The sequence below is a fragment of the Coleofasciculus sp. H7-1 genome, assembly GCF_057473865.1.
The window spans coordinates 279,300-305,586 of record NZ_JBYCCT010000034.1; the positions used below are offsets into that span (position 1 = coordinate 279,300).

The 26,287-nt window shown below is 46.9% G+C and carries 22 protein-coding genes and 1 pseudogene; 7 read left to right on the top strand and 16 right to left on the bottom strand.

Translation table 11 applies throughout. The features are described from left to right. Nucleotides 1-26: 26 nt before the first annotated feature. Nucleotides 27-947 carry an alpha/beta fold hydrolase gene (locus tag AC2VDX_RS09605; RefSeq protein ID WP_378182771.1) on the bottom strand — a complete coding sequence of 307 codons (921 nt, stop codon included), beginning with the start codon at nt 945-947 and terminating at the stop codon, nt 27-29. A gap of 113 nt (nt 948-1,060) precedes the next feature. Continuing rightward, nucleotides 1,061-1,360 (bottom strand): hypothetical protein, encoded by a 300-nt coding sequence (locus tag AC2VDX_RS09610; RefSeq protein ID WP_378182774.1) that lies wholly within the window; start codon nt 1,358-1,360, stop codon nt 1,061-1,063. A gap of 107 nt (nt 1,361-1,467) precedes the next feature. Between AC2VDX_RS09610 and AC2VDX_RS09615 the strand changes: the two are divergent. Continuing rightward, a pseudogene (locus AC2VDX_RS09615) lies at nt 1,468-2,243 on the top strand (Rpn family recombination-promoting nuclease/putative transposase). 82 nt (nt 2,244-2,325) lie between these two features. Beyond that, nucleotides 2,326-2,541: a hypothetical protein gene (locus AC2VDX_RS09620; protein ID WP_378182777.1), complete on the top strand. Its 216-nt coding sequence runs from the start codon at nt 2,326-2,328 to the stop codon at nt 2,539-2,541. 28 nt (nt 2,542-2,569) lie between these two features. Here the strand turns inward: AC2VDX_RS09620 and AC2VDX_RS09625 are convergent, their stop codons facing one another. Next, nucleotides 2,570-3,115: an HAD-IIIA family hydrolase gene (locus AC2VDX_RS09625; RefSeq protein ID WP_378182780.1), complete on the bottom strand. Its 546-nt coding sequence runs from the start codon at nt 3,113-3,115 to the stop codon at nt 2,570-2,572. A gap of 77 nt (nt 3,116-3,192) precedes the next feature. Between AC2VDX_RS09625 and AC2VDX_RS09630 the strand changes: the two genes are divergently transcribed. Beyond that, entirely contained in the window at nt 3,193-4,704 is a 1,512-nt protein-coding gene (locus AC2VDX_RS09630; protein WP_378182783.1) for a CIA30 family protein, read from the top strand. 88 nt (nt 4,705-4,792) lie between these two features. On the opposite strand, the gene AC2VDX_RS09635 is transcribed toward AC2VDX_RS09630, so the two are convergent. From AC2VDX_RS09635 to AC2VDX_RS09695, 13 genes are all read right to left on the bottom strand, one after another. Continuing rightward, nucleotides 4,793-5,449, bottom strand: a complete 657-nt coding sequence (locus AC2VDX_RS09635; RefSeq protein ID WP_378182787.1) for a SanA/YdcF family protein — start codon at nt 5,447-5,449, stop codon at nt 4,793-4,795. 296 nt (nt 5,450-5,745) lie between these two features. Beyond that, nucleotides 5,746-6,048: a hypothetical protein gene (locus AC2VDX_RS09640; RefSeq protein WP_378182790.1), complete on the bottom strand. Its 303-nt coding sequence runs from the start codon at nt 6,046-6,048 to the stop codon at nt 5,746-5,748. Beyond that, on the bottom strand, nt 6,048-6,926 hold the full coding sequence (locus AC2VDX_RS09645; RefSeq protein WP_378182793.1) for a carbohydrate ABC transporter permease: 879 nt from the start codon (nt 6,924-6,926) through the stop codon (nt 6,048-6,050). Before AC2VDX_RS09645 ends, AC2VDX_RS09640 begins: the two co-directional genes overlap by 1 nt. Before the next feature lie 243 nt (nt 6,927-7,169). Continuing rightward, nucleotides 7,170-7,742 (bottom strand): 5-formyltetrahydrofolate cyclo-ligase, encoded by a 573-nt coding sequence (locus AC2VDX_RS09650; RefSeq protein ID WP_378182796.1) that lies wholly within the window; start codon nt 7,740-7,742, stop codon nt 7,170-7,172. A gap of 168 nt (nt 7,743-7,910) precedes the next feature. Further along, complete coding sequence (locus AC2VDX_RS09655) at nt 7,911-8,855, bottom strand: GDP-L-fucose synthase family protein (RefSeq protein ID WP_378182799.1); 945 nt, start codon at nt 8,853-8,855, stop codon at nt 7,911-7,913. A gap of 129 nt (nt 8,856-8,984) precedes the next feature. Beyond that, nucleotides 8,985-10,064: a GDP-mannose 4,6-dehydratase gene (gmd, locus tag AC2VDX_RS09660; RefSeq protein ID WP_378182802.1), complete on the bottom strand. Its 1,080-nt coding sequence runs from the start codon at nt 10,062-10,064 to the stop codon at nt 8,985-8,987. 549 nt (nt 10,065-10,613) lie between these two features. Then, nucleotides 10,614-11,363, bottom strand: a complete 750-nt coding sequence (locus tag AC2VDX_RS09665; RefSeq protein ID WP_378182805.1) for an undecaprenyl-phosphate galactose phosphotransferase family protein — start codon at nt 11,361-11,363, stop codon at nt 10,614-10,616. Between the two features lie 161 nt (nt 11,364-11,524). Beyond that, complete coding sequence (locus AC2VDX_RS09670) at nt 11,525-12,691, bottom strand: glycosyltransferase (protein WP_378182808.1); 1,167 nt, start codon at nt 12,689-12,691, stop codon at nt 11,525-11,527. 92 nt (nt 12,692-12,783) lie between these two features. Then, nucleotides 12,784-13,767 (bottom strand): prohibitin family protein, encoded by a 984-nt coding sequence (locus AC2VDX_RS09675; RefSeq protein WP_378182811.1) that lies wholly within the window; start codon nt 13,765-13,767, stop codon nt 12,784-12,786. Between the two features lie 591 nt (nt 13,768-14,358). Further along, nucleotides 14,359-14,799 (bottom strand): hypothetical protein, encoded by a 441-nt coding sequence (locus AC2VDX_RS09680; RefSeq protein WP_378182817.1) that lies wholly within the window; start codon nt 14,797-14,799, stop codon nt 14,359-14,361. A 93-nt stretch (nt 14,800-14,892) separates the two neighbouring features. After that, nucleotides 14,893-15,294 carry a hypothetical protein gene (locus AC2VDX_RS09685; RefSeq protein WP_378182820.1) on the bottom strand — a complete coding sequence of 134 codons (402 nt, stop codon included), beginning with the start codon at nt 15,292-15,294 and terminating at the stop codon, nt 14,893-14,895. Next, the gene (gene galE, locus AC2VDX_RS09690) at nt 15,287-16,285 is read right to left on the bottom strand and encodes a UDP-glucose 4-epimerase GalE (RefSeq protein WP_378182823.1); all 999 of its coding nucleotides are present in this window, start codon (nt 16,283-16,285) and stop codon (nt 15,287-15,289) included. The genes AC2VDX_RS09685 and galE overlap by 8 nt, the downstream gene beginning before the upstream one ends. A 253-nt stretch (nt 16,286-16,538) precedes the next feature. Then, complete coding sequence (locus AC2VDX_RS09695; RefSeq protein WP_378182826.1) at nt 16,539-19,163, bottom strand: two-partner secretion domain-containing protein; 2,625 nt, start codon at nt 19,161-19,163, stop codon at nt 16,539-16,541. Between the two features lie 663 nt (nt 19,164-19,826). On the opposite strand from AC2VDX_RS09695, the gene AC2VDX_RS09700 reads away from it, so the two are divergent. The 4 genes from AC2VDX_RS09700 (at nt 19,827) to AC2VDX_RS09715 (ending at nt 26,197) form a co-directional block, all read left to right on the top strand. Continuing rightward, on the top strand, nt 19,827-21,317 hold the full coding sequence (locus AC2VDX_RS09700) for a choice-of-anchor Q domain-containing protein (protein WP_378182829.1): 1,491 nt from the start codon (nt 19,827-19,829) through the stop codon (nt 21,315-21,317). 233 nt (nt 21,318-21,550) lie between these two features. Then, nucleotides 21,551-23,041, top strand: coding sequence for a polyphosphate:AMP phosphotransferase (gene pap, locus AC2VDX_RS09705; RefSeq protein WP_378182832.1), 1,491 nt, complete (start codon nt 21,551-21,553; stop codon nt 23,039-23,041). Nucleotides 23,042-23,124: 83 nt separating this feature from the next. Then, a complete protein-coding gene (locus AC2VDX_RS09710; protein WP_378182835.1) occupies nt 23,125-24,171 on the top strand; it encodes a YdcF family protein in 1,047 nt (348 codons plus the stop codon). 277 nt (nt 24,172-24,448) lie between these two features. Continuing rightward, on the top strand, nt 24,449-26,197 hold the full coding sequence (locus AC2VDX_RS09715) for an ABC transporter ATP-binding protein (protein ID WP_378183056.1): 1,749 nt from the start codon (nt 24,449-24,451) through the stop codon (nt 26,195-26,197). Nucleotides 26,198-26,287: the final 90 nt, after the last annotated feature.

Here is a 26,287-nt window from a genome sequence, read left to right on the forward strand (position 1 = left end):
TACTTCGCAGACCGAGAAAAACACAATTAGCAATTAGCTGCTAATAAATACCGTTGAAGCAGTCCAATCACCACTTCTGGTTGCTCCAAATGGGGTAGCACTCCCGTTCCCACAATTGGCTGAAACCCGCGAATTGCTTTTGGATTCAGTCCAGCCAAACGCTTCCCCAGATTCACACTGGTAAATTGTGCCTGTTCGCCCCACAGGATAAAAGTCGGCACCGTTAATTGCTGGATATACAGGGCGAGATCAAAATAAAGGTCGCTCCGCAAAAACGCCAGCGCCGCATATTCTGCATTCGGCTGCTGCGCTGACGCCAAATAAGCCTCTACTATCTCTTCAGACAATCGTTCTCGCTTAGCAAATAGGAACCGTTCCAGAAAATTCCGCACCGCCACTTCGTTTGTCGCCCCCAGCGTATAAATTAGCTTATCTAACAGCGGAGTTCCAATTACTTGAAGCGGTAATCTGCGCCCAGCATCTTGCCCAAAATCAGCAAACCCAGAGGGACATACTAAAAACAGCGACCCAAATAACTCCGGACGTTCAATAGCGAGACGAACTGTAAAAGCCGCTGTCAGCAAAGATGCCACCACTTTTACAGGAGTAAAGCTTTGCTCTCCTCCAGAAATAGCAATTTTTTCAATAAACTCCGTCAGCGTCTTCAAATAGTCTGCAATTTGATAATCTCGGACTGGATGATCCGACTCTCCCCAACCAATTAAATCTGGGGCGAATATGCGGTGAGTGGTCGCAAAAGCCGGGTACACCTTCGACCACTCGTATGCCGAGGCTCCGCCACCAAAGCCATGCAGGAAGATTAACGGTGGCAATTCAGCTTGTAGTTGCCCTAACCACGGTTCCTCTACTGCGGTGTAGTAAACCATCGAACCCAGCGAGGTTTCTATAACTTTTTGCCCAAAACCAGGCGGTTGAAACTGAAGCATAGGCACTAACAAATAACCTTAATCTTACATCTTTCTTTGCGTACCATTGCGCTTACCTTTGCACCCTTTGCGTAAAAAAAAACAGCCTATTTTGGGCTAAAAAAAATAGTAGCCTAGAAATCTGCATTTGCTGGAGCAAAATCAATTGTAATTACAGTTGCGTAAGCATCGATAACTGATTTTGGCATAGTAATTGTTAACTCACCCAGCGGATCGGGATTGAAAAGCGAGTCAGCGATCGCACAACGAGTAGTGTAGTCTAATTCGCGTCCGTCCGCTAAAACTTGTACTGATTTCACCTGTTTTATCGGCACCCCACGCACCGAAACCGTTTCATAAGGCTTCATCAGCAAGTGTAGATAAATTCTGTCTCCCTTGCGCGTAGAAGTTCCATAAAACTGCCAAGGCTCCAACCCTGCCTCAGTTAAATTTATGACGCTAATTTTAATGCCAAGCTGGAAGAAGATTTACTTTATTTGATAAAATTCAACTTACAAGTATTTTCATCTACTAAATAAACGTGCGAACTGATAAAATATTTTATAGCCTATTCCAGGCATTTCCCAGAATTTTCTTTGAACTGATTGGCAATATGTGGATGCCAATGTCTATGAATTCGCCTCTATTGAACTCAAAGAAACAGCTTTTCGGATTGATGGGGTATTTCTGCCAAGTCGCAACTCTACCAACCAACCAGTTTACTTCGTCGAAGTCCAGTTTCAGCAAGATTCAACGTTCTACCGACGCTTATTTTCAGAAATCTTTATTTACCTGCGTCAAAACGAATCGGTTAACTTTTGGCGGGGTGTCGTCATCTATCCTACCCGAAGTTTGGAGCCAAGCGACGTAGAGCCGTATCGATTGCTTCTAAACAGTACACAAGTACAGCGGGTGTATTTGGATGAGTTAGGTGAAGCAGCAGAAAACTCTCTGGAAGTGGCAACTGTACAGTTAATTGTAGAAAGTGAAGATACAGCCATCGAACGAGGCAGAGAATTAATTTTGCAAGCGCGACAGGAACTTGAGGATGAAGCAACCAGACGGAAAGTTTTAGAATTAATAGAGACTATCTTGTTGTACAAATTTACCCAGTTAAGCCGCCAGGAGTTAGCAGCAATGTTAGGAATAGACGACGAATTCAGACAGACAAGAATGTATCAATCCATCAAGCTAGAAGGCAAGTTAGAGGCAGTACCCCAGTTATTAGCATTGGGGTTGAGTGTGGAACAGGTAGCACAGGGGTTGGGTTTGACAGTAGAGCAAGTTCAGCAAGCGCAACAGAATCAGTCTAGCTGATGGCAATACGCCTTTTTCCAGTTAAGCCGCCAGGAGTTAGCAGCAATGTTAGGAATAGACGACGAATTCGAGACGGACAAGAATGTATCAATCCATCAAGCAGGAAGGCTTGGAAGAAGGCAGGCAGGAAGGCAAGCAGGAAGGCTTGGAAGAAGGCAGGCAGGAAGGCAAACTGCAAGCTAAGTTAGAGTCGGTGCCTGGGTTGTTTGCATTAGGATTAAGTGTCGAACAAATAGCCGGTGCGTTAGGTTTGACGGTAGAGCAAGTGCAGCAAGCCGCTCAAGATCAGTCTAGCTGATGGCGATCGCATTCTCATTCCCATCCCTTCAAACCTCAGTATCGCCATAGGTTTGTCTCCAGCTTTCTGCTTGCTGAAATTTGATACCTGCGGCTTTTGCTGCATTCCTGTCATCAGAGCGATCGCCAATCATTAAAACCTTGTCTGGCAAGTGCTTTTTTATCGCCAAATTCAGCATTCCTGGATTCGGTTTGCGAAACTTTCCAGATTCAGGGTGCTTGCTGTGGTTAACAACATCGCTGCGAGTTACGCAAAAACACTTTTTTCCTTCAAAGTCTGGACAGAAATAAATTTCTTCTATCTGTGGTAATAATTCCAAAGTGTACTGCTGCTCTTTGATGCAACTTTGCAGAGATTTTTTGCCACTGGCGACACCCGCTTGATTGGTGACGCCGACAATTTTCCAGCCAGTCGCGGAGAAGTAAGCGATCGCTCTCTCCGCGCCTTTAATAATCTGCTGATCGCCGGGACGCTCGATAAACTTATTATCTGAGAGTGGCGATCGCACTGTGCCATCGAGATCGAGGATAAGTAAATTAGTTTCAGCATTGACGGCTGAACGATCTTGCTCCATTAGAGAGTTGTTTGGAAGTCAGTTAGCTATTAAAAAATATAAGGGGAAAAGTAAGATAAAAACGTGGTTACAAGAAGATGACGAATCAAAATAACCGATCTAAATGGGATTTCGGCAGATTTTTGCAAACGCTGACCTATTTCGAGGTAATTCCTTTCTTCAACTGCCTTCAGCGGTTGCTGCAAGGTCGTGCCAAGGATAATAAAGACAAACCTATTGGAGGAAAGCGCGTGGGAGTGATACTGGTCGCTGGGGCAACGGGTGGTGTCGGTAAGCGAGTCGTGCGGCGACTGGTTGAACGGGGATATCAAGTGCGTGCCCTCGTCAGAAATACTCACAAAGCGCGAGAAATGCTTGGCGACAACGTAGAACTCTTTGAGGGAGACATCACCATCCCAGAAACCTTGACTGCGGAAATGATGCCGAACGTCACTGCTGTAATTTGTTGCACTGGCGTTCGGGTGCAGCCAGTCGGGGGAGATACACCGGATCGGGCTAAGTATTATCAGGGTATCAAGTTTTATATGCCCGAAGTTGTAGACAGTCCGGAAATCGTGGACTATCAAGGCATCAAGAACTTAGTGCAAGTTGCTGCTAACTACTTTACCCCTCTTACTGAGGGGGGATCTGACGAAAAAGTGGTATTTGATTTTACTAATCCATCAGATGACATCAAAAATACTTGGGGTGCGGTGGATGATGTCGTTATGGGTGGTGTAAGCCAGAGTGGGATGCAACTGGTGGAAGGCACAGCGCTGTTTGCTGGCAACGTGTCAACCGACAACTCTGGTGGCTTTGCTTCCGTTCGCACCCGCAACTTTGACACTCCGATTGATTTGGCAGGATACAAGGGTGTGGAATTGCGCGTTAGAGGCGATGGAAAGCGCTACAAGTTCTTCATCCGCACAGAAGCCAGATGGGATGGCGTTGCTTATTCTTATTCCTTTGATACCGTAGCAAATACCTGGATGAATGTTCGCGTTCCCTTCGCTGACTTAATTCCCGTGTTTCGCGCCAAAACTTTGCAAGATGGCGAACCAATTAATCCCAGCAAAATTTGCTCGTTCCAGTTGATGCTGAGCAAGTTTGAATACGACGGAGAACTAAATCCAAAGTTTTCACCAGGCGGCTTTGCTTTGCAGGTGGAATTTATCAAAGCTTATGGCGGCGCGATGCCTCAATTTATCATGGTCAGTTCGGCGGGTGTGACTCGTCCCGGTCGTCCCGGCATTAATTTAGAAGAAGAACCGCCAGCGGTGAGAATGAACGATCAACTAGGAGGAATCCTTACTTGGAAATTGCGCGGGGAAGAGAGTGTCCGTGAAAGTGGTATTCCTTACACAATTATTAGACCTTGTGCTTTGACTGAAGAACCGGGAGGCAAGGCGTTAATTTTCGAGCAAGGTGATAATATCCGGGGCAAAGTCAGCCGAGAAGATATTGCCGAATTGTGCGTGCGATCGCTAGAACAACCCAAAGTGTGTAATCTTACCTTTGAGGTAAAAGAGGCAGAAGATACTCAAAGTTCTCCCGACTGGGAAAGCTTATTCTCCAGCTTGCACGATCGCATCGCCGCAATCAAATCCTAAAACAAATAGACTTCTTGCATCTGCGGTTTCATCAGAAAATCAACTGCGTGCAAGAAGTCTACTAATCTTCACAAATATTTGCCTCTCCCTACTTTATTCCCTCAAATTGTCCTAGAAAAGTTGGTTGAGGACGGATAATCTTAACCTCCAAAACGGCTTTCACAGTCGCTAGTGCTTCCCGCGTCGTATAGGATTTCATCACCCGATCTCCATACCGTCCCCAATCGGGTGTGCCCAAGCCGATCGCATTTACACCTAATTGACGGCAAGTATACACGGCGCGTGACAGGTGGAACTGCTGCGTGATGACAACCGCCTGCGTCACACCAAAAATCTCTCGTGCGCGATAACAACTTTCATAAGTGCTGAAACCAGCGTAATCCAGAGTAATATCCTTAGCAGGTACACCGCGATCGCTTGCGTAACGCTGCATCACGCTCACCTCATCGTAGTCGGTGCGACTATTATCCCCCGTCATCAAGAGTTTTTTGACGCGACCCATCTGATAAAGTTGGATAGCAGCTTCCACCCGATCGGCTAGCATCGGCGTTGGGCTACCGTCGGGCAACACTCCTGCACCAAAGACAATGGCGACGCGCTCAGCCGGAACTTGGGAGGCATCGGTGTAGCGATCGCTTCTGGTGACTGCACTCACATAGTAGATCGTCGCGGGAGCGATCGCGGCACTTCCCAACACTAGGAGCAGGAAAACACGACGCCAGTTAGACAAAAACCATTGACGCACGCTCAATCAAACTCCCCCCAAACGTTATCCGAAATCTGTTCTAGCTAGCCTCAAGGAATTGCATCCCAACTCCGGAAAACATCAATAGGTCAAAAAACCCCTCAAAAAGAAAAACCCCTGGCTTGTCTCCAGGGGTAAACATCAGGGTGCATCTACTAATCTTTGTTTTACATCAGCAAGGTAGCTGTATCCGGAAGAAATCTAATTTCTATGCTCCTATGTCTTAAGTTCAGGACTTACGCAGAAAAGATCCCCCAACCCTCGATAAATTGGGGGCTTTAGAGGTTCCCCCCAATTTATCGGGGATCAAGGTTTGAAGGTTTCAGTGCGTAAGTCCTAAAGTTGTTATTCTCATCAGAATCAGGACTTACGCAAAGCTTATACATATAGCGTTCTTGTCGGTTCAATCCCCCTGTGGTTGCGGTGGCAAATGTGGTGATGTTGCATAAGTCCTGAAATCTCTCGTGCGCGATCGCTTTCGGGTCGAATTCAGGAATCTTAGAACTGAAAATAAAGCCAACAGTGGCACCGATCTGTTTCTGGCTGGATAGCGTGTTTTTAGAAATCTTTGCGCGATCGCCCTGTTCCTGAAACGCCACTAACCTTTGACGCCGCTACCTGTATCTGTCGGCACAATATATCGCTGCAAAAACAGGAAAACAAGCAGCACTGGGGTAATGGAAATGACAGAACCCGCTGCAACCAGTCGCCAATCCAGGGATAATGCTCCGGCAAGGGTGGCGACGCCTAAAGGCAAGGTGTAATATTCGGGTCGGTCGAGGACAATCAAGGGCCAGAGGAAGTCACTCCAAGAACCGATAAAAACAAAAAGAGCCAAGCAAACCAGTGCTGGGCGAATTGCCGGAAGCATGACGTGCCACCACAAGCCTAGCTCAGAGCAACCATCCATTCGGGCGGCTTCTTCCAGTTCTTTGGGAACACCCTGAAATGCTTGCCGCAGCAGGAAAATCCCAAAGGCAGAGGCGACGCTTGGCAAGATAACTCCCAAATAGGTATTTCTCAAACCCAGCTGCACGGTCAAGATGTACAGGGGAATCATCACGATTTGGAACGGAATCATAATCGTGGAGACGACAGCTGCAAAAACCATGTCTCGTCCCCGAAAATCTAGCCGTGCCAACGGGTAAGCGGCAAGCGAGCAGAACAGCAGATTTAAGCCCACAGTCAGCACTGCCACCAAGGTACTGTTGAACAAATACTGACCAAAGGGATTGGTTTGCCAAACTGTGATGAAGTTCTGGAATGTCGGCTCTCGTGGCACTAGCTGGGGTGGGAACTGAAAGATATTTTCATTTGGAGATTTTAAGGAGGTACTGATCAGCCAAATTAGGGGAAAGAGCATCACTAGCGCGATCGCTCCCAGTAACCCATACATCCAAAGAGTTTTAACTTTTGAGTTTTCAGTTTTAAAAAGGCGATAAATCGCGTTTGAGTTTTGAGTTTTGGAATTCATCATTTGGCGACAGTAGCTAATTTTTTGTAATTTGAATTAATAAATAAGAAAATAAACAACTATCACTGTTTTTGCCAACCATTTATAATGTTTATTTTGAAAAAATACTTGACTTTAATATTATTAGGTCATATTATAGTAATTGTATTGGTCTAACCAAATGCTTGCTAAAAGTAGGTGGTTGGAGCGCAGAGGACATTGTCCTCTGCGCGGAAATTAAAAATTTAAAATTGAGGATTTGATATTTCATCGCATCATCCTCAATCCCGTTTCTGTACAAACAGCCTGCAAAGATTTATCCCAATTATCAATCGGCAACTCTTGGTAGCAAGCAAAGTCAAAGATAATGCCGATAGTTAATTTGGTCGCCCATTCACCTGAACTGAGCAAGCGATCGTAATAACCTCCACCATAACCTAAACGATATCCCCGCACATCACAAGCTACAGATGGCACAAGAATTAAATCTACCTCAGTTGGCTGTAAAATGGGGGCATCTGGGTGCGGTTCAAGAATACCATAAGCACCCTTTTGTAGGGATTCTCCGGGTTTCCAGAGATGCCAGATGAGAGTATCGCCAACACAGCGAGGAAATCCCCATTGGCGACGATCGGTAATTAGGGGGCTGAGGTCAGGTTCTTGTCGAAAACTGAAATAAGCTAAGACAGTTTTCGATTGGGTAAATAGGGGCGAAGATTCGAGGTAGGTACAGATGCGATCGCTCTTTTCTCTCCATTCTTCCACAGGCATCAATTGCCGTGCTTTGAGAAGCGATCGCCTCAATTTCAGTTTATTCAGTTGATTATCGACTTTGTTCACAAGCCTTATAAATATAGGTTTATTACGAGGTGATGCTAGCGTCTATCCCCTGGTCTCGATATCCTGGGGACTTGTTTTGCGATCGCTAACGCGATTTTCGCTCCTGAAAACACAGAAACCCGTTTTGCTAAACAAAACGGGTTTTTCACACTTGCGAGTTTTTCACATTTACTCAGCGTGTTGCCGATACCAATCGATCGTATTCTTCAGTCCTTGCTTGAAGTCAACTTGGGCAGTGAAGCCAAACTCTCGGCAAGCCCGTTCTGTATCTAAGCAGCGGCGCGGTTGACCGTTCGGCTTATCAGTTTCCCAGATAATTTCGCCCTGATAATCCATCAGTTCGCAAATCAGTTCTACCAAAACCTTGATAGAAATTTCATAACCCGTTCCCAAATTGACGGGTTCTGCGCCATCGTAGTCCTGCGTACCCATGACGATACCCAAAGCAGCATCCGTTGAGTAGAGAAACTCGCGGGTAGGACTCCCATCGCCCCATACAGGTAGATGCTTGTCGCCTCTAGCTTGAGCTTCGTGTACTTTGCGAATTAAAGCTGGGATCACGTGGGAACTATTGGGATCGAAGTTATCTTCTGGTCCGTACAAGTTCACTGGCAACAGGTAAATGCCGTTAAAGCCGTACTGCTGCCGGTAAGATTGGAGTTGCACCAGTAAAGCTTTCTTAGCAACGCCATAGGGGGCGTTGGTTTCTTCCGGATAGCCATTCCAGAGGTCATCTTCTTTGAATGGCACTGGCGTGAACTTGGGATAAGCGCAGATAGTGCCCACACAAACAAATTTTTGAACCCCTGCGTGATAGGCAGCATGAATCAGTTGAGCGCCCATCATCAGGTTGTCGTAGAATAATTCAGCGGGTTTTATCAGATTCAGACCGATGCCACCGACGTGAGCGGCGAGGTGAATCACGACATCCTGCTGCTCAACGGCGCGTTGACAGTGTTCTAAGGAGCGGAGATCGGACTCGCGCGATCGCGGTATTGTAATCTTGTTTTGATCGGCTCCGGCTTTACACAACCGATCTATCACCTGACGTCCCAAAAAACCAGCTCCGCCAGTGACGAGAATCCGTTTATCGCTCAAATCTAAAGTTGCCATATCTCTTGCCATCCTCCACTGGATTCAGGATATCTCCAAAAATTGATGAGTGATGAGTTAATTCAAAACTCATCACTCATCACTCAGTAGGGCACGGGGATCGCCCTTGCCCCTACAATTCAAAACGATTTAATCGTGCATACTACCTACATTCTGGCGAATCGTGGCAAGATCCAGAGGCGAGTGCAAACCGTTGCCATTCGGACAAGTCAAGCCCAAAGCTTGCATATCCGCTTCCACCATCAAGCGAACTAATTCTTCAAAAGTAACCGATGGTTTCCAACCCAGCTTTTGGTTTGCCTTAGTGGGATCGCCAATCAGTAAATCTACTTCAGCTGGGCGCAGATAGCGTTCGTCAAACTCCACGTATTCTTGCCAATCTAGGTTGACGTGTTCAAAGGCAATATCCAGAAACTGACGAATTGAGTAAGTTTCTCCCGTGGCTACAACGTAATCATCCGCCTCCTGTTGCTGTAGCATCAGCCACATTGCTCTTACATAGTCTTTTGCATAGCCCCAATCCCGCTTGGAATCGAGATTACCCAGGTAGATTTTTTTCTGTTTACCAGCAATAATGCGGGCGATCGCTCTGGTAATCTTGCGCGTTACAAACGTCTCTCCTCTCCGTGGACTTTCGTGGTTAAACAGTATTCCGTTACACGCAAATAGTCCGTATGATTCCCGATAATTCACCGTTTGCCAGTGAGCGTAAAGCTTCGCACAGGCATAAGGACTGCGGGGGTAAAACGGTGTGGTTTCCTTCTGAGGCACTTCTTGTACCTTACCAAACATCTCAGAAGAACCCGCCTGATAAAACCGTACCTCAATGCCGGTACGCTGCTGGTAGTCCCGAATCGCTTCCAAAAGGCGCAGCGTCCCCATCCCGACTGCATCAACCGTATATTCCGGCGAGTCAAAACTAACGCGGACGTGGGATTGGGCACCTAAATTATAGATTTCTACCGGCTGGACTTGCTCTAAAATCCGGCGTAGCGTCGTGCCATCGGTTAAGTCGCCGTAGTGCAAAAACAACCGCACACCCTCTTTGTGAGGGTCTTCATACATATGATCGATTCGGTCTGTATTAAACGTAGAAGTCCGGCGAATGATCCCGTGAACCTCATAGCCTTGCTCAAGCAAAAATTCGCTCAAGTAAGAACCGTCTTGTCCCGTAATGCCCGTAATTAGCGCTCGTTTGCGTTGCGTCATACTTAATATTCCCTATAGCCTGTGACGAAACAATCGTCTTAACAGTAACTGGTAATTCTCCTGTGAGTTTTCTCTCGCTAATGTCGCAGCAAAAGTCACTCGCACCCAAATTTATGAAAAATCCCTCTGTAAGCAGAGGAAATTCTTAAGTCACTCCTTACGTTAACTCAAAATCTCTGGCGCAACATCAGGAATATACGTAGATTCTGCTAAGCATCGGCAATAAGACTTACGTATTTCAACGGTGGACTGAATGTTAATCAAACAGGAGGAGAAAAGCTTCTTGCAAGAGTACGTACAACATCTGCTGCATAAGTTCCGAGCCACACACATTGATTAATCGCCATCACGGCAACCCACTTATCTAGACCGTGAAATTAGACATGAAGAGTTTACCCGCTGTCGAGGCAAGCGTAACTCCCACTCTTCTACAACTCATCAAACAATGACTGGCAAAGTACTACAGCTCTCTCCACGCCTGGAGGAAAGCTGTAGGAGTCGTTCAAAGAACTTTATTTGAGGGATGGATTGCCGAACATCGGCTATGTTTCAGTAGGCACCATTGTCTTTGGGAGAAACGACAACGCCAATTGTTTTTACAACCAGCCACAAATCCAGCCAGAAATTCCTGGCATTGACGTAATAGACATCTATCTGCACTCGGCGCGGATAAGGGATGTCATTGCGCCCAGAAACTTGCCACAATCCGGTGATTCCAGGTCGAATCGTCAGCACTTTGTCAATGTGATGCCCGTATTTTGACAACTCCTCGGCAACCAGAGGTCTTGGTCCGACAACGCTCATGTCCCCTTTAAGAACGTTCCAGAATTGGGGAAACTCATCCAGGCTAGTCACCCGTAGGAATTTACCAATCCATGTAATTCGAGGGTCGTCTTTGAGTTTGAAATTATCCTCGAATTCCTGACGCAGATGGGGTGAGGTTGCCATCATTTGCAGCAACACTTCGTCTGCATTTGGCACCATCGTTCTGAATTTGAGACAGCCAAAAGGCTGATGATTTTTCCCTACCCGTTCCTGGACATAAAAAATCGGACCTCGTGTGCTAAGAGCAATCAGCAAGGCCAACAGCAGGTAAACGGGAGAAAACAAAATCAAAACCGATAGCGAAAACAGAACATCAAAACATCGCTTAGCGAAATCTCGGTCTAGACGCTGTAGGGGGAGGTCTCGCTGTTTGCTCAAACCTCTGGGCCTACCTGTCGGCGCGAGTGGTTGAAAACCTCGCTTCACGAACGCCCACAACATCTTGCCGGAGATAAGTTGGCTTTCGGCAGTCATCTTACTCCTTCACTTCACACCACACAGTCCCGATCATAAAGCCACAAGACGCCTGAAGACAGCGAATGGAGTCCCAGAAAGTAGAATTCGGTCATTAGTCATTGACCATTGGTCATTGGTCATGGGTTTTTAGCAACCGGCTAACATACCATGACTGATGATTAGGAACGAATAACTGAGGATGACTGAAATTCTTGATAACAGCGCTCTAGAAAGGCTAGATAGCGCTTCTGGAAAATTTGAGGGGCGAACTGAGAAGCGCGTACTCTAGCAATCTCTGGATTAAACAATCCTTGCGACGCCTCAAAGGTTTTTACCGCTTCTATCAAAGCCGCTTCTGTTTGGGCTGGAAAAAATAAGCCAGTCCCCTGTGTCGGGTGTTCCCGAATATCCAGAACGGTTTCTAGCGCCCCACCAGCACCATAGGCGATCGCAGGAGTGCCACAAGCTTGGGCTTCTACCAACGCCATGCCAAAGTCTTCACAGGCTGCATATACAAATGCTTTTGCTTGAGCCATATACTGCTCAACAACATCATCTGGTTGTGACCCTAGCACTTTTACATTGGGTTTCGCTAGTTGGCGCATTTCGTCAAGTTCCGGACCCGTGCCAATCACCACAAGCGGGCGTCCCAGTTGGTTAAAAGATCGGACAATTAAAGATACTTGCTTGTAACTCACCAGCCGGGAAACGGTGAGGTAAAAATCTTCTTTTTGGGGCTGAAAGGAAAACCGCTCGATATTGACGGGTGGATAAATGACTTCTGCTTGACGCCGATAGCAGCGCCAGATACGACGTGCGGTGTGTTGGGAGTTGGCGATAAAATAATCAACACGGTTTGCGGAGAGGACATCCCACTGACGCAGTTGATGGAGGAGATACCGCGTCAGGATGCCTGGGAGACCCCGTCCTAGTCGGCTACTGTCTAGGTAATCAAAAGTTAAATCCCAGGCGTAGCGCATGGGCGTATGGCAGTAGCAGATATGCAGTTGTTGCGGACTGGTGAGGACTCCTTTGGCGACGGCGTGGGCAGAGGAGAGAATTACGTCATAGTCGCGTAAGTCCAGCTGTTCAATCGCTAGCGGCAATAGGGGGAGATATTTTTGGACGCCATTGCGGGCTTTCGGGAAGTGTTGCAGGAATGTGGTGCCAATGGGGCGATTGAATAGATAACTTTCGGGATTGGTGGATTCAAAGTCAATTAGGGCATAGAGGTCGGCATCAATGTGCTTGAGGATTTCTCGGACAACGAGTTCTGACCCGCCAGTAGCTTGGGGGGTCAACCATTCATGGACGAGGGCATACTTTAATGACAAAGCTGACTTCACAGTTGCGCGTACTTAAGGGCTGAGTGTAAATTTTACTCACTCCTCAGCCAGCGATCGCTCACCAGAAGCGATCGCTTTCGATTTGCCACTAATTATTTCCCTTGCTGGCTTTGCCCTTTGAATAAATCAGCACCGTTGAGCATGGGAATAATCCCGTTGCCGCTGAAGACAGGCAGCTTGCCGTCCCACTTTTGCATTTGTTCGTAACGAATTAAATCGGCAGTGATGCTACGCGATAAAAGTTGGTTGGCTTCCGCCTGTGCCTTCGCCCTTACTTTGATCGCTTCTGCTTCTCCCTGGGCTTCTACTTTTACCTGCTGGGCTTTGATTTTAGCTTGTTCGTAGGCATAGTTCTGCTGTTCTGCGGCTTGTTGCGCCTGAATTTTGGTGTCGAGAGCTTGTTGCAAAGAAGCAGGCAGATGAACTTCTCGAACCCCGAAGGAGACGAGTTCTAGATGGCGTTTGCTAAATTCCCGACTCAGTTGTTCAGAAACTTGTTGGGCAATCTCGCCGCGCTTACTAGCGGTGATTTGTTCCCAGCCATGCTGAGAGACAATAACGGGCACCTGCGATCGCGTGTACTGTCGCACTACCCGATCTTCCACTATTTCGATTGGGGCACCTCCCCAGTCTTGGTACAGTAAGTTGGCTTCGTTCCGTTTTACTTGATACTGAATTACCACATCTAAATTCAGCTGTTGCCCTTCGTTGCTTTGCACTTTAATCGAGTCATCCCCTTCCATCTGCCCCTCAGTACCTTTTTGCACCATTGAATAGGTTTGAATAGTGATGGGATACTCTTGGATATCCTGGGAAAGCGGGTTAATAAAAGCCCAACCAGGCTCTAAAGCATTGGTGACGACTCGGTGGGATGCTTTATCAAACAAAATGCCGACGTAACCGGGGCGAATGGTGCGCCACACGGTTTTTAGCAGCATTAAACCCATAATTAGAGCCAGAAAGGTAAGTCCGGCGACAACGACTGGCCCGGGGGCAATGGGCGTAACAAATCTAGGAGGTTTAGGAGAGCGATCGCTCTTTAACGGAGGAGGAATGTCAGGACTGTTTGACGACATAAAAGTGAAAATCCCAGTTGATTGATTAGGGATGTATTCCGCCGATTGCTACAATTCTGCCAGTTCCAATGCAGTAATCCTGGTAATTTGTAAGGATATTTCAAGAAATTGCCGTAATGGTCAGTGGGTAGGTTAGCCCGACCGTGCTAACCTACTTGTCAGTTGTTGGTTGTTTCTTTCTTTCGCTACTGACCACTGACACTTGAGTGATTCTCCAATCCCCAACACTTTTTCGGGCAAAATCTGGAGTTTGAGGCGGAGGTGTCGGTGGCAGTTGGGGAAGCCTGCCAGAATATAACCCATTCTCACTTGTTTGATGACACCTCCGGGACACTCTTGCTGCCGTGTCTCTACGAGGATTTGTATTGCACGCTCCTAAAAGAACCGCTTCATAGCAATACTAAGTGATTCGCCTTCCAACTAAAAATGTCCGACGACTCGCATTCGCGGCTAAACAAACAAAGCCTGCTCTCGTCAGGCTTCATTCTTCTAGCCCCAGGCTTCTAGCCTGTGGGTGTATATTTGCTGCCATCGGGATGCTCCCGATGGGTTTCGCTTATGCTCTACCCATCCTAAAAATATTAGCTCCATCTACTTACCAGAACAGTAGCTATTAATTGCATTCACTAAATCTTTCTCTGGACTATAGGCTTTTTGCAATTTTTTAAATCCGGCATCAACTGCTGGGAAATCCCTTTTTTTAAGAGCTGCAACATATTCGCGGGTTGCTTTACTACTATCTCGATACATTCTAATAAAATCAGCTTGAAACTTTTTAAGCTTTGCATCGTTGACTCTGATATTTGTCATTCCTTGAGCTGATTTATCCCAAATATCGGCTGTTTTGACTAGCGCTTCGGGAGAGCTATTCTTACCTCCATTGGTAACGGTTTTGGTTTCATTAACCGTTTCGTTGGTAATCTGGAATATCTTTTGACACTGAGTGATTTTGCTGTCGCTGCAACTGACGCTCAAGAAACTGACGGCGGCGATCGCGGGAAGGATGACAGCATACCGACGAAGAAAGTGCATGAAAACTCTCCTGATGAGTTGATGGGTACTTCCACTTTATTTCCCTGGGATTGACAGCCAATCGGGATACGATGGCGGCGCGAGAGACTGAGATTAAGATTCAGTCTCTTCGGTTGCTTCGATGGCATCCACAAGGCGTTGTAAAGCTTCTGTCAGTTGCATCAACCGCACCAGAGAATCATCCTGGGTTTCTGCCAAGGTTTGCACCGCATCGCTTAAGGCAAAGATTTGGTAGTGTTGCTGTTGGACTTGATGCCCCTGTTCTTGTACTTGAATGGTGAGGGCATCCACTCGGTCAGCAAGGCGGTCAATTGTCTCATTGGTGGCAAGTACTGCCTCTCTAAGATTTCCCTGTTGTTGTACTTGAATGGTGAGAGCATCTACTCGATCGGCAAGACGGTCAATTGTCTCAGTGGTAGCGAGTACTGCCTCTGCAATTTGTTCAACAATCGATTCTAAACGACTTAATCTAACTTCCACTCCAGAATTATCCATGACGATGCTGATGCCATTGCCAAGCGTCAGCAACGATTTTACTCAGGTCTGCGTATTGCGGACACCAACTGAGGATTTTTTTGGCTTTGTCGCTGCTGCCGACTAAAATAGGGGCGTCCCCGGCACGGCGATCGCGTTCTACTGCGGAAATCTCTCGACCCGTTACTGCCTTGGCTGTCTCAATCACTTCTCTAACTGAGAAACCGTTGCCATTCCCTAAGTTAAAGACATCGCTCATTCCCCCTTGCAGGAGATACTCTAACCCTAAAACGTGGGCATCTGCCAAGTCGCTGACGTGGATGTAGTCCCGAATTCCGGTGCCATCAGGTGTCGGGTAATCGGTGCCGAGAATGAAGATCGATTCCCGTTTGCCCAAAGCTGTCTGGAGTACCAGGGGAATTAGGTGCGTTTCTGGTTCGTGATCCTCACCTAGCAAACCGTCGGGATTCGCACCAGAGGCATTGAAATAGCGGAACGCCACGGACTTGAAATCGTAGGCGACATCAAAATCCGCCAGAATTTTCTCTACCATCCACTTACTCGTCGCGTAAGGACTGAGGGGATTTTGGGGATGGTTTTCGGTCATGGGAACTTCCTGCGGCATCCCGTAGATAGCGCAAGTAGAAGAAAAGACAAATTTCTTCACGTTTGCCGCCACCATTGCTTCTAGCAGTGTCAGAGTGCCGGTGACGTTGTTGTGGTAGTATTTCGCGGGATCGGTGACGGACTCTCCTACAGCAATATAAGCAGCAAAGTGCATGACTGCCGCAATGTTGCGAGTGGCAAAGAGTTGGTCAAGTAGAGCGCGATCGCTCATATCTCCCACTACCAGCTCTACCTTGAGTACGTCATCCACCAATTCCCGATGTCCGTACACCAGGTTATCCAATACCACCACCCCATAGCCTGCCTCGATCAGCGCCAGTACGGCATGGGTTCCAATATATCCAGCTCCACCCGTCACCAGAATGGTTGGTTTGACTTGCGACACGTTCAATCCCTTCTCAAAACTTTGATATCAATGCTTTATAAGGATAGCTAACTGAGGGCAAAGCGTTCTTCTAAGTAAGAGAGCCTGTTTTCCTCATCAACACTTTCCTTCACCAAACTAGCGATCGCCTACCTCTTTCATCTGAAAATCGCCCAGAAATGCGGAAGCATCCGTATTTCTGGGCGATTCAAAATTATATCTTAGAGATTTTTGAGGCTGGTGAGGTTACAAACAAGCGCTTTAGCGACATTGATTACTTTTGATGGAGTGCGCGATCGCTTTGTGGGTGTCGTGGCAATACCGCTTTAGAGGTTTCTGCTGGCTTGTCAGGGCGTTCTTGACAGCGAGGCAACCTGTGTAAAATCGGCAGCTTTTCATCTTCGAGACTCTCTACCGTACATAAAATCGGTCTTTTATTGTCCGCACCTTCTACTGGTACGGGTGAGAGTGTATTTCCTTGAAAGTCTGTCAGAATTTCTGTCTTGGGTGGTTGGTTCCCGGTTTCCGGTTGGGGATTTGAACTAGGGACAGGGGTAGGAGTTGGTGCGGGAGTTGGCGCGGGAATTGGCGCGGGAATGGGCGGTGGAGGAGTGGTGTTGATGGTAATATTGCCCCGAACAGTTCCACCTGGGAAAGATTCGGGGGGCGAAATCGTAGAAGTGCCCGTGGTGATGGCTTGGGCAGTTCCATTCGTTGTGGGATCGCCAACGACAAAAGGAGTTGCGGGGACTGGGACTCCCCCGTGATGGTTGATATTAATGGCTCCACCCCCACCCGTCCCCGTAGTGTTAATGCTGGGGTTGTTGTAAGTAAAAGTTACGAACTTATTATCTACGGTGAGATTTTGTCCCGCCGCGATATTTACATCACCGCCTTTGCCACTGCCAAGACTCTGAGCATCGATGATTTTGGCGGCGATATCATTGCCAGCAATCAGCGTGATGTCACCGCCATCGCCAGAGGAAGAGCAAGAATTGCACTTAGAACTGGAATCTATCGTTTCAGTCTTGATATTGCTTCCTGCTGTAATAGCGATCGCGCCGCCAGTCCCAGAAGCCGTCGTGCCAAAGTTATCAGAAGAGGAAAATATATCTCCGGTTGTGATATTTCCCGATGGGGCGCTGAGGGTAATTGCACCCGCGTTACCGGGGCGATTCCGGGAGTCTAAATTGTAAACTTGATTGACTGGATCGGCGGCATTGATAGAACCATTAGTGCTAGTGATACTAATATTTCCCCCAGACGACTGAATCGTTCGGACATTAATATCACCCGGTGCTGACAAGGTAACATTTAATGGTTCGGCTGGCCCAAATAAATCATCAGATTTGATAGTTCCTGCAACCGTAATCGTTCCCGGCGAGGCAGGAGATTTCACAAATGTTGTGTAGGAGGGATTTGCGCCTGCGTCGTCAAAATATTCGGGAGATGCACCCGGAATAGGTTCGGTGAAGAGTACGTTATCGGTTGTACCAGCCGCACCCGCTTGTAAAATCAAGGCACGGCTAGAAGGGTCTACCTCTGGATCGATCGCATTAATGACGACATCTCCACTAATCGTAATTTTTCCGGCTGCTATTATCTTGAGCGAAGCACCCGTATAAGAATCCAGCATGACATCGCCATCGGAAGTAATGATGGGATCGTAGATACTTTGAAACTTGCCGCCTGCTCCCGATAAGTTGAGAATTGAGAAATTCCCACCTGCTGAATAGTGAGCATCTCCAGAAATCACTCCATCACTGATTAAACTGAGGTTGCCGCCACTTTGAAAGGGTGTTTCTGGGTGATTCAGCGCCAAAATATCAACCGCTTGATTGCCTTGAACGGTAAGATTACCTCCCGCCTTCGCCACAAAAGGAGTCGCTACGCTATCTCGCACTCGCACGGTATCTTTTGCCAGCAAATTCATATCTCTAGATGTCTGCATCTGGCTTTCAACTAAGGTTAAATTGTGGTTTGCTGAAAGAGTAGCTGTTCCCGAATTGAGTTGACGGACTACCACGTCCCCCGCTTCTACTTTGATACCAGAACCCGTTAGTTCCACCTCTCCTTTGCTATTTGTAGTGAGTCCACTGGCATTTCCCGCTTTGCTACCCGTTAGTAGCTGAGGTAGCGAGGAAACTGTTCCGGTTGAAGACTGACTAGCATTAGGAGAAATGGGTTGAATCTCTAAACTTAGCAATTGTCCGGGTTGACTAATCCGTAATGTATTCTGTCCTGGTACCGCTGCCACAATCAGTTTACCGCCTGGTGCTGACAGAGTTCCCTGACTGACAACAGTGCCACCCAGCAGGGTGAGATTTTGTCCTGTTTTAACAGCTAGTTCTCCAGAGTTGACAATGGCACTCGGTTGAGCAGTATTAAATGAAAAACTGCTGGGTGTTCCCTTTAATGCTGCGTAATTATTATCGCCGATAGCATTAAAAAAATTAGAGCCAAAATTAATACTTGTAGCACTGGTTGCGGTGAAGCTTCCCGGCACATCCAATCTGGCATTGGCACCAAATATAATCCCCGAAGGATTCATTAGGTATAAATTTGAATTTCCTCCGCTGACTTTAATTAAGCCATCAATTGTAGAGGAATTGCCACCTACCACTCTGCCTAAAATATTTTCAATCTTGGGATTAGAAATAAAGTTAGCTATTTGGTCTGCATTAAGGTTAAATTGCTCAAAGCTGTGGAAAAGGTTTGCTCCATCACCAGAGAGTTTTCCTCCGCCAATATCGATTGTATTGCCTTCGGGAACGGCGATAGTGCCTGTACCATCTTGAGCTGGAACAATCGTTTCTGCCTGTGCCGGTTTCACAGCGATCGCTGGTGCAACGGCAAGTAACCCAAGCAATACGCCAGAACTTTTAAAAGCTAATTTCATCTGGTGTTAACCCATCGGAGTCATGATTTATCCTGCTCCTCATTACCAGGATTTATGGAACCATCAGGATTTCAAAAACACCTAATCAATAGATAAATAAAATATTTTTAAAAGCAAAATATTTGAAGATTTATTTCCGTAAATTTATGGGTAAAATTATTTTTACCTACGCATAAATACGAATCTTTTACCCAGTTTACGGTCAATCATTATTTTTGCTTTTGAATAAAAATAAATTTTTGATTCCGCGATACTTTAGCACTATAAATTTTGTGTAAATTTACTGAAAATTGAACTACTTTCCGGATTAACAGCCAAAAACCACGAACTATCTAATAAGGATTGTTCTAGGGCAATTTTGCCAAATAAAAGTTACGTATATTCTCGGAGGATTAAATTGCTCAGTTTTGGTAAAGAGTCTATCTCTGGTTACAACTCTTTTCCTAATTTCAGTATTGCCAGATTTTTTAGGAACCCGATAAATGTTTAATTTGCCAAACATCTAGGTTAGAAGCTAAGCTAACAATCTTTCTAATTCCCGACTCATTTTTGCAATTGCACAATATTTAGTATCTAAAAAAAATAAGTTCATTTAGATACCACTTAGCTGAGAAATTGCCAACACGAGTATCTGCTTTAATTTTGAACAATGAGGTTTTTGGTATGAAACAACCGCTCTATTTTTTCACTCTCGCTTTCTGCGTCGCCTTAACGATCTCCTCCCATCAAAAAGCTGATGCGGCTGGAATTGTCGGGAATGGAACCGCTGCAAGTTGTACTGAAGCTGCTTTAGATACTGCTTTAGTTGGCGGTGGGACTGTAACCTTTAATTGTGGCTCCAGTCCGCATACGATTGTAGTTAAAGAAAAGGTACTTTCCGCTAATACGGTAATCGATGGACGAAGTGTAGTGACTCTCAGCGGAAATGGAACTAATCGGATTTTATCCACTGATAGTCTCGTTCAACTGACACTTAAAAACCTCACCATTGCTAATGGTTTTAGTACCGAAAATGGCGGCGGTATTTATAGTGGCTATAGAGGTAAGTTAGTAGTGCTTAACTGTATCTTTAATAACAATAAATCAACGAAGCCAGGAGAGGCTGGAGGCGGTGCAATCTATAGTAAGAGTGAAAGTACAATTATTATAGATAAAAGCACTTTTACAGGAAACCAAGCTAGCCTCGGCGGTGCAATCTATGACTTGCTCAGCGATTTAACCGTAACTAACAGTACTTTCACGGCAAATAGCGCTGGAATTGTCGCTCCTGGTGGGGCGGGTGGTGCCATTTATAATGATGGTGCTAATGGCAATCTTGGCAAAATTATCCTGCGGAATAACACCTTCACAAACAATACTGCCACCAATCAAGGTGGTGCTTTCTTTAACCAACTTTATAACAACAATACGACAGTAATCGAAAACAATACCTTTTCTGGGAACAGCGTTACGGGGACTGGGGATAAAGGATTTGGCGGTGCTATTTTTGTAGTTGGTGGCACTACGACTGCTCCTAATTACAGTGCTGGGACAAACAGCACTGTTTTTGTGGTGAGAAATACTACTTTTTCTAGCAACATTTCTGCTAATCAGGGCGGGGGGCTTTGGACTGGAAATGACGTAAGCGCAGAAGTTACTAATACTACTTTTTCAGGCAATCGAGCGGTGACTCCAGACGCGAAGGGAGGTCTGGGCGGTGCAATTATGAGAACTAGTGGCAAGATGACCATCAATAATGCCACGATTGCTAACAATTATGCTGGGTTTATGGGCGCTGGTATTTTTGGCGGCAAAACAGATGTAACGGTGAAGAATACAATTATCGCTAACAATAAGGCGGATAATGGGGGGAATACCTGGAATATTAAACAGAATTGCTCTGACGAAATGATCGACGGCGGCAACAATATCCAATTTCCCGCCAAAAACCCGAACGATCCCAGCGACAAAAACTGCACGGTTGGCATCACTATTGTTAATCCAAAGCTAGGTGCGCTTTCTGCGACTGGTGGTTTGACTCAGACTCTACCACTATTAGCAGGTAGTCCAGCGATTAATACAGGAAACAATGCGACTTGCTTGGCAACCGATCAACGGGGTGTTGCCAGACCGCAAGGTGGTGTTTGTGATATCGGAGCATTTGAAGCAAAATAATCAGATCGGTAATTGGTAATGGGATCTAATTTACCAATTACCGATTTTTTTTTAAACTATCTGTTGCCCAGAGCAAACAAGAAGAAGAAAAAGCGTTTTTTTCTTCTTCTTGTTTTTGGCTCCTGTATTTTTATGTATAAGCTTTGACATTTGGGGATGTTTGCTGAGTAGTCAGCTCAATAAGTGCAAGACTAGGAGATAGTTAAAGGTACGGGTCTTCTCTAGTCAAGATTATGCTAGATACGCTGGATTTGGATCTTTGTCTCGATAAAAATACTTATGAGTCTCAGATTGAGACGCTAATGCGTCAAATGCGATCGCTCCAAAAGGCTTGCTGGGACAAAAAGCTACCCATGATTGTGGTGCTGGAAGGTTGGGCGGCGGCGGGGAAAGGTGCTTTAGTCAAGAAAATGGTCAATTACATGGACCCGCGAGGTTTTACGGTTCACCCGATTTGGCCTCCCAACGAGCAAGAGCAACAATACCCCTTTTTGTGGCGCTTCTGGCGGAGACTGCCAGTAAAGGGCAGTATTGGGATTTTTTATCACAGCTGGTACACCCATGTTTTAGAAGACCGACTGTTTGAACGAATCGAGGACTCAAAAATCCCAACGGTGATGGCGGAGATTAACGCCTTTGAGCGGCAACTGGTGGATGATGGAAATGCGATCGCTAAATTCTGGATTCATCTAAGCCGCAAAGAATTAAAGCACCGGCTAAAAGAATATGCCAAAGATCCGTTAGACTCCTGGCGAGTGCGTCCGGAAGACTGGAAACAAGAGAAACACTACGGCAAATATGTAGATTATGCCGAGGAAATGCTCGTCCAAACCAGCACTGGCTCCGCCCCCTGGACATTAGTTGAGGGCAACTGCCAACGCTGGGCGCAGGTAAAAGTCCTCACCCAGCTCGCTGCCACCCTCACAGAAGCCCTCGACCGACTCCACATTCGGACGCCAATTCTCCCCCCAGCATCCCCTCAAGAACGCCTCAACCCAGCAGAACCGGATCTTTTAGCTCAAGTCGATCTCAATCTCGCTCTCTCCAAGGATGAGTACAAAAAGCAGTTACGCGACGCACAAGTAGAACTGCTGAAACTTCAGATGAAGATTCACAAACATCAGGTGCCCGTCCTGGTGCTGTTTGAAGGCTGGGATGCTGCCGGTAAAGGAGGAGCCATCAAACGCTTAACCGATGTTCTCGACCCCCGCAGTTATGCCGTTCATCCCTTCGCAGCACCTACGGATGAAGAGAAAGCCCATCACTACCTCTGGCGGTTCTGGCGGTGGTTGCCAACAGCAGGGACAATTGCCATTGATGACCGCAGCTGGTACGGACGAGTGTTAGTAGAGCGCATTGAAGGCTTTGCCACAGAACTGGAATGGCGCAGAGCCTACCAGGAAATCAATGAGTTTGAGAGCCAACTCACTAATGCTGGCTACGTTTTGGTCAAGTTCTGGCTGCATATTAGTCCTGAAGAACAGTATCAGCGGTTCACAGTGCGTCAGAATGACCCCTTTAAACAATACAAACTCACCGCCGAAGATTGGCGAAATCGGGACAATTGGGCTTTCTATGAGGTGGCAGTCAATCAAGCGATTCAGCGTACTAGCACTCCTAACGCTCCCTGGACAATTGTTGCCGCGAATGATAAATACTATGCCCGTGTTAAGGTAATTCAAACCGTAACCGAGGCGATTCGAGCCGAATTGAAACGTCGATAAGAGCTAATCGGTAATCGGTGGTAAATAGTCATTAGTCAATTACCCGTTACCCATTACCCATTACCCATTAGCAATTACCTACTATGTTTTTACTACTAACGCGAGTTCTGCTGTGGCTGCTGATTGGCACTTTAGTCTACTTTTTGTTGGTGCGATGGATTCCCAAACAATATCTAGCTTGGTTGGGCGGGCTGCTGTTATTTGTCATCATGGTGATGGCGTTTTACAACCCCAACGAGAGGCTGGTGGCAAGTGCCTGGAACATTCTCTCCTTTCCGCTCAAACCGCTGGGGTTGTCGATTATGCTTTTGTTTTTCGCCATCGGCGGGGTGAAAAAGGGAGGGATAGCAGGCGTAGCTTGGAACCAACTTAGGATAGCCTTCATAGTTTTGCTGTTGTCCAGTTTGCCAATTGTTGCCTACTGGATGGCTCAGCAAGCGGAACTGGAGGCGATTCAACTGGAACAACGACGCCAGCTAATTTGCCAAACTCAATGTCCTGCTGATATTACGCCAACCGGATCTCAAATTGTGGGAGCAATTGTGGTGCTGGGACGAGGGACGACACAACCAAATCTTCCCTACCGGACGCAGATTCAATTGACTGATACGGGCGATCGCATTCTATACGCCGCTCAGCTGTATCAAGAACAGCTACAAAACGGCAATGACCCCTTGATAATTGTCAGTGCAGGACCCAGAGCGGAGCTGACAGGAAATCAAGATAGTATCACCGAGGCTAACGATGTCGCTACGCTGCTCGTCAGGATAGGCGTGCCCCGAAACCGGATTGTGATTGAACCTCGTGGAGTTGACCTCCGCACCAGCGCGGTCAGGGTTGAGGAAATCTTGAGGCAGCGCGGTATTCGATCGCGCCGCATTATCCTCGTTACTTCCGGTTTAAATATTCGCCGTGCCAACCTATCATTTGCAAATTTGGGCGTCACGGTCATTCCCAGAGCCACAGATTTTTATACATTTCAAACGGGGGCAGTGCCCTCCCGACGCCTCCGCATTACAGATTTTGTTCCCAGTGTGGAAGCGCTAGTCACGACAACGCGAGTGGTAGAAGAATATCTCACCTTCATCTACTACTTCTTACGCGGCTGGTTGACACCCCTCGTTTTATAGAAGCAGTACGAGCAACAATTCGTCTACGATGGTTGAGGGTTGGGTGTTAGGCTAGAGCCTCTTGCAGGTTGCAAGGAAGTTTTATTGCCTGTCGCCTTTTCTCTGTCCGTGCTTCGCACCGCAACGCTTGACAGTCCTCAATCCTCAATCCTCAATCCTCAATCCTCAATCCTCAATCCTCAGTCCTCAATCCTCAGTCCTCAGTCCTCAGTCCTCAGTCCTCAGTCCTCAATCCTCAGTCCTCAATCCTCAATCCTCAGTCCTCAATCCTCACAGAATGGCTCACTCTCGACTGCAAAAATTGGGTGCTTATCTGCGTCCCCACTGGCGGCAGGCTACCTTAGGCGTCATCGCTCTGTTTGTTGTGAATGCAGTGGGCGTTTATATCCCTTTGCTGATTCGAGATAGCGTTGACGAACTCCGCCAAGCGTTCGACTTCGCTCAAATCTGGCACTATGTAGCGCTGATCCTGATTCTGGCTTCGGCGATGTGGGTAGTGCGGATGGTGTCGCGCATCCTGCTGTTTGGAGTCGGGCGACAAGTAGAATTTGACCTGAAACAAAAGATTTTTCAGCATCTACTCACCCTGGAACCGGCTTATTTTGCTAGCAACACAGCGGGAGATTTGATTAACCGGGCGACTAGCGATGTGGATAATATCCGGCGTCTCCTGGGATTTGCTGTGTTGAGTTTGGCGAATACGATTTTTGCCTACGGACTGACATTGCCGGTGATGCTGTCGATTAATTTGCGGCTGAGTTTGCTGGCGATCGCAGTCTATCCGTTTATGCTAATCTCTGTGCAGCTGTTTAGCGATCGCCTGCGGAACGAACAGCTGGCGTTGCAAGAGGAACTCTCCAGCGTCAGCGAACTGATTCAAGAGGATATGAGCGGGATCGCTCTGATCAAAATCTATGCTCAGGAGGAGAACGAGCGCCGCGCCTTCTCTCGGTTAAACAACCGCCTGTTGCAAGCAAATATCAAATTGGCGAAGACGAGAAATACCTTGTTTCCCATCATTCAAGGGATGGCTTTTATCAGCTTACTGATATTGCTATGGGTAGGAGCGCGGTCAATTGTGGCGGGTGCAATCACGATTGGCGATTTTCTGGCGCTGATTCTATATACCGAACGATTGGTTTTCCCCACCGCTTTACTAGGTTTTACGATTACTGCCTACCAACGGGGTGAGGTGAGTATCGACCGAATTGAATCGATTCTCATGGTAGAAGCCAAAATTAAAGATGCCCCGACGGCAATTGCATTGCCAGTTGAACAGGTAAGAGGTAAGTTAACGGCACGTTCGCTGAGTTATACCTTTCCGGGAGCCGCAACTCCCGCGCTTAAGAATGTTAGCTTTACCATTGAACCAGGGGAAACCGTGGCGATTGTAGGGCCAATTGGCTCCGGCAAATCGACGCTTGCCAATGCCTTGCCGCGATTAGTGGATATTCCGAGCGAGACTTTGTTCGTAGATGGCAATGATATTACGCAGATCAAATTGCCCGATTTGCGGGGAGCGATCGCTTATGTCCCTCAAGACAGCTTTCTGTTCAGCACCACCATCAAAAACAACATTTGCTACGGCAATCCTCTGAGCGAACAGCCAGAGATTATGAATGCTGCCAAGCAAGCGCAAATTCACCCAGAAATTCTCAATTTCCCCCAACAATACGAAACCATTGTGGGAGAGCGAGGTATCACCCTCTCAGGCGGACAGCGACAGCGGACTGCTCTCGCCCGTGCGTTGCTGATGGATTCCCCGATTCTAATTTTGGATGACGCTCTCTCCAGCGTCGATAATCAAACTGCCACAGCCATTTTGAATAATCTCTCGGAAGGCATCCAGCGCAAAACGGTTATTTTTATCTCCCACCAACTCTCTGCCGCTGCGACTGCCGATCGGATTTTTGTGATGGATCGAGGTCAGATCGTGCAGTCTGGTACTCATGCCGAACTTTTGCAACAACCTGGACTTTACCGTTCGCTTTGGAATCAGCACGAGCTAAAGGAAATCCTCAGCTAAGTCAATCTAAGGTTGGCTTGGCGGTTGAAACCGCAGCTATACAGACTCGCACCTGCCTTCTCCGGTTCAAAACTGATGATTTTTCCTTAG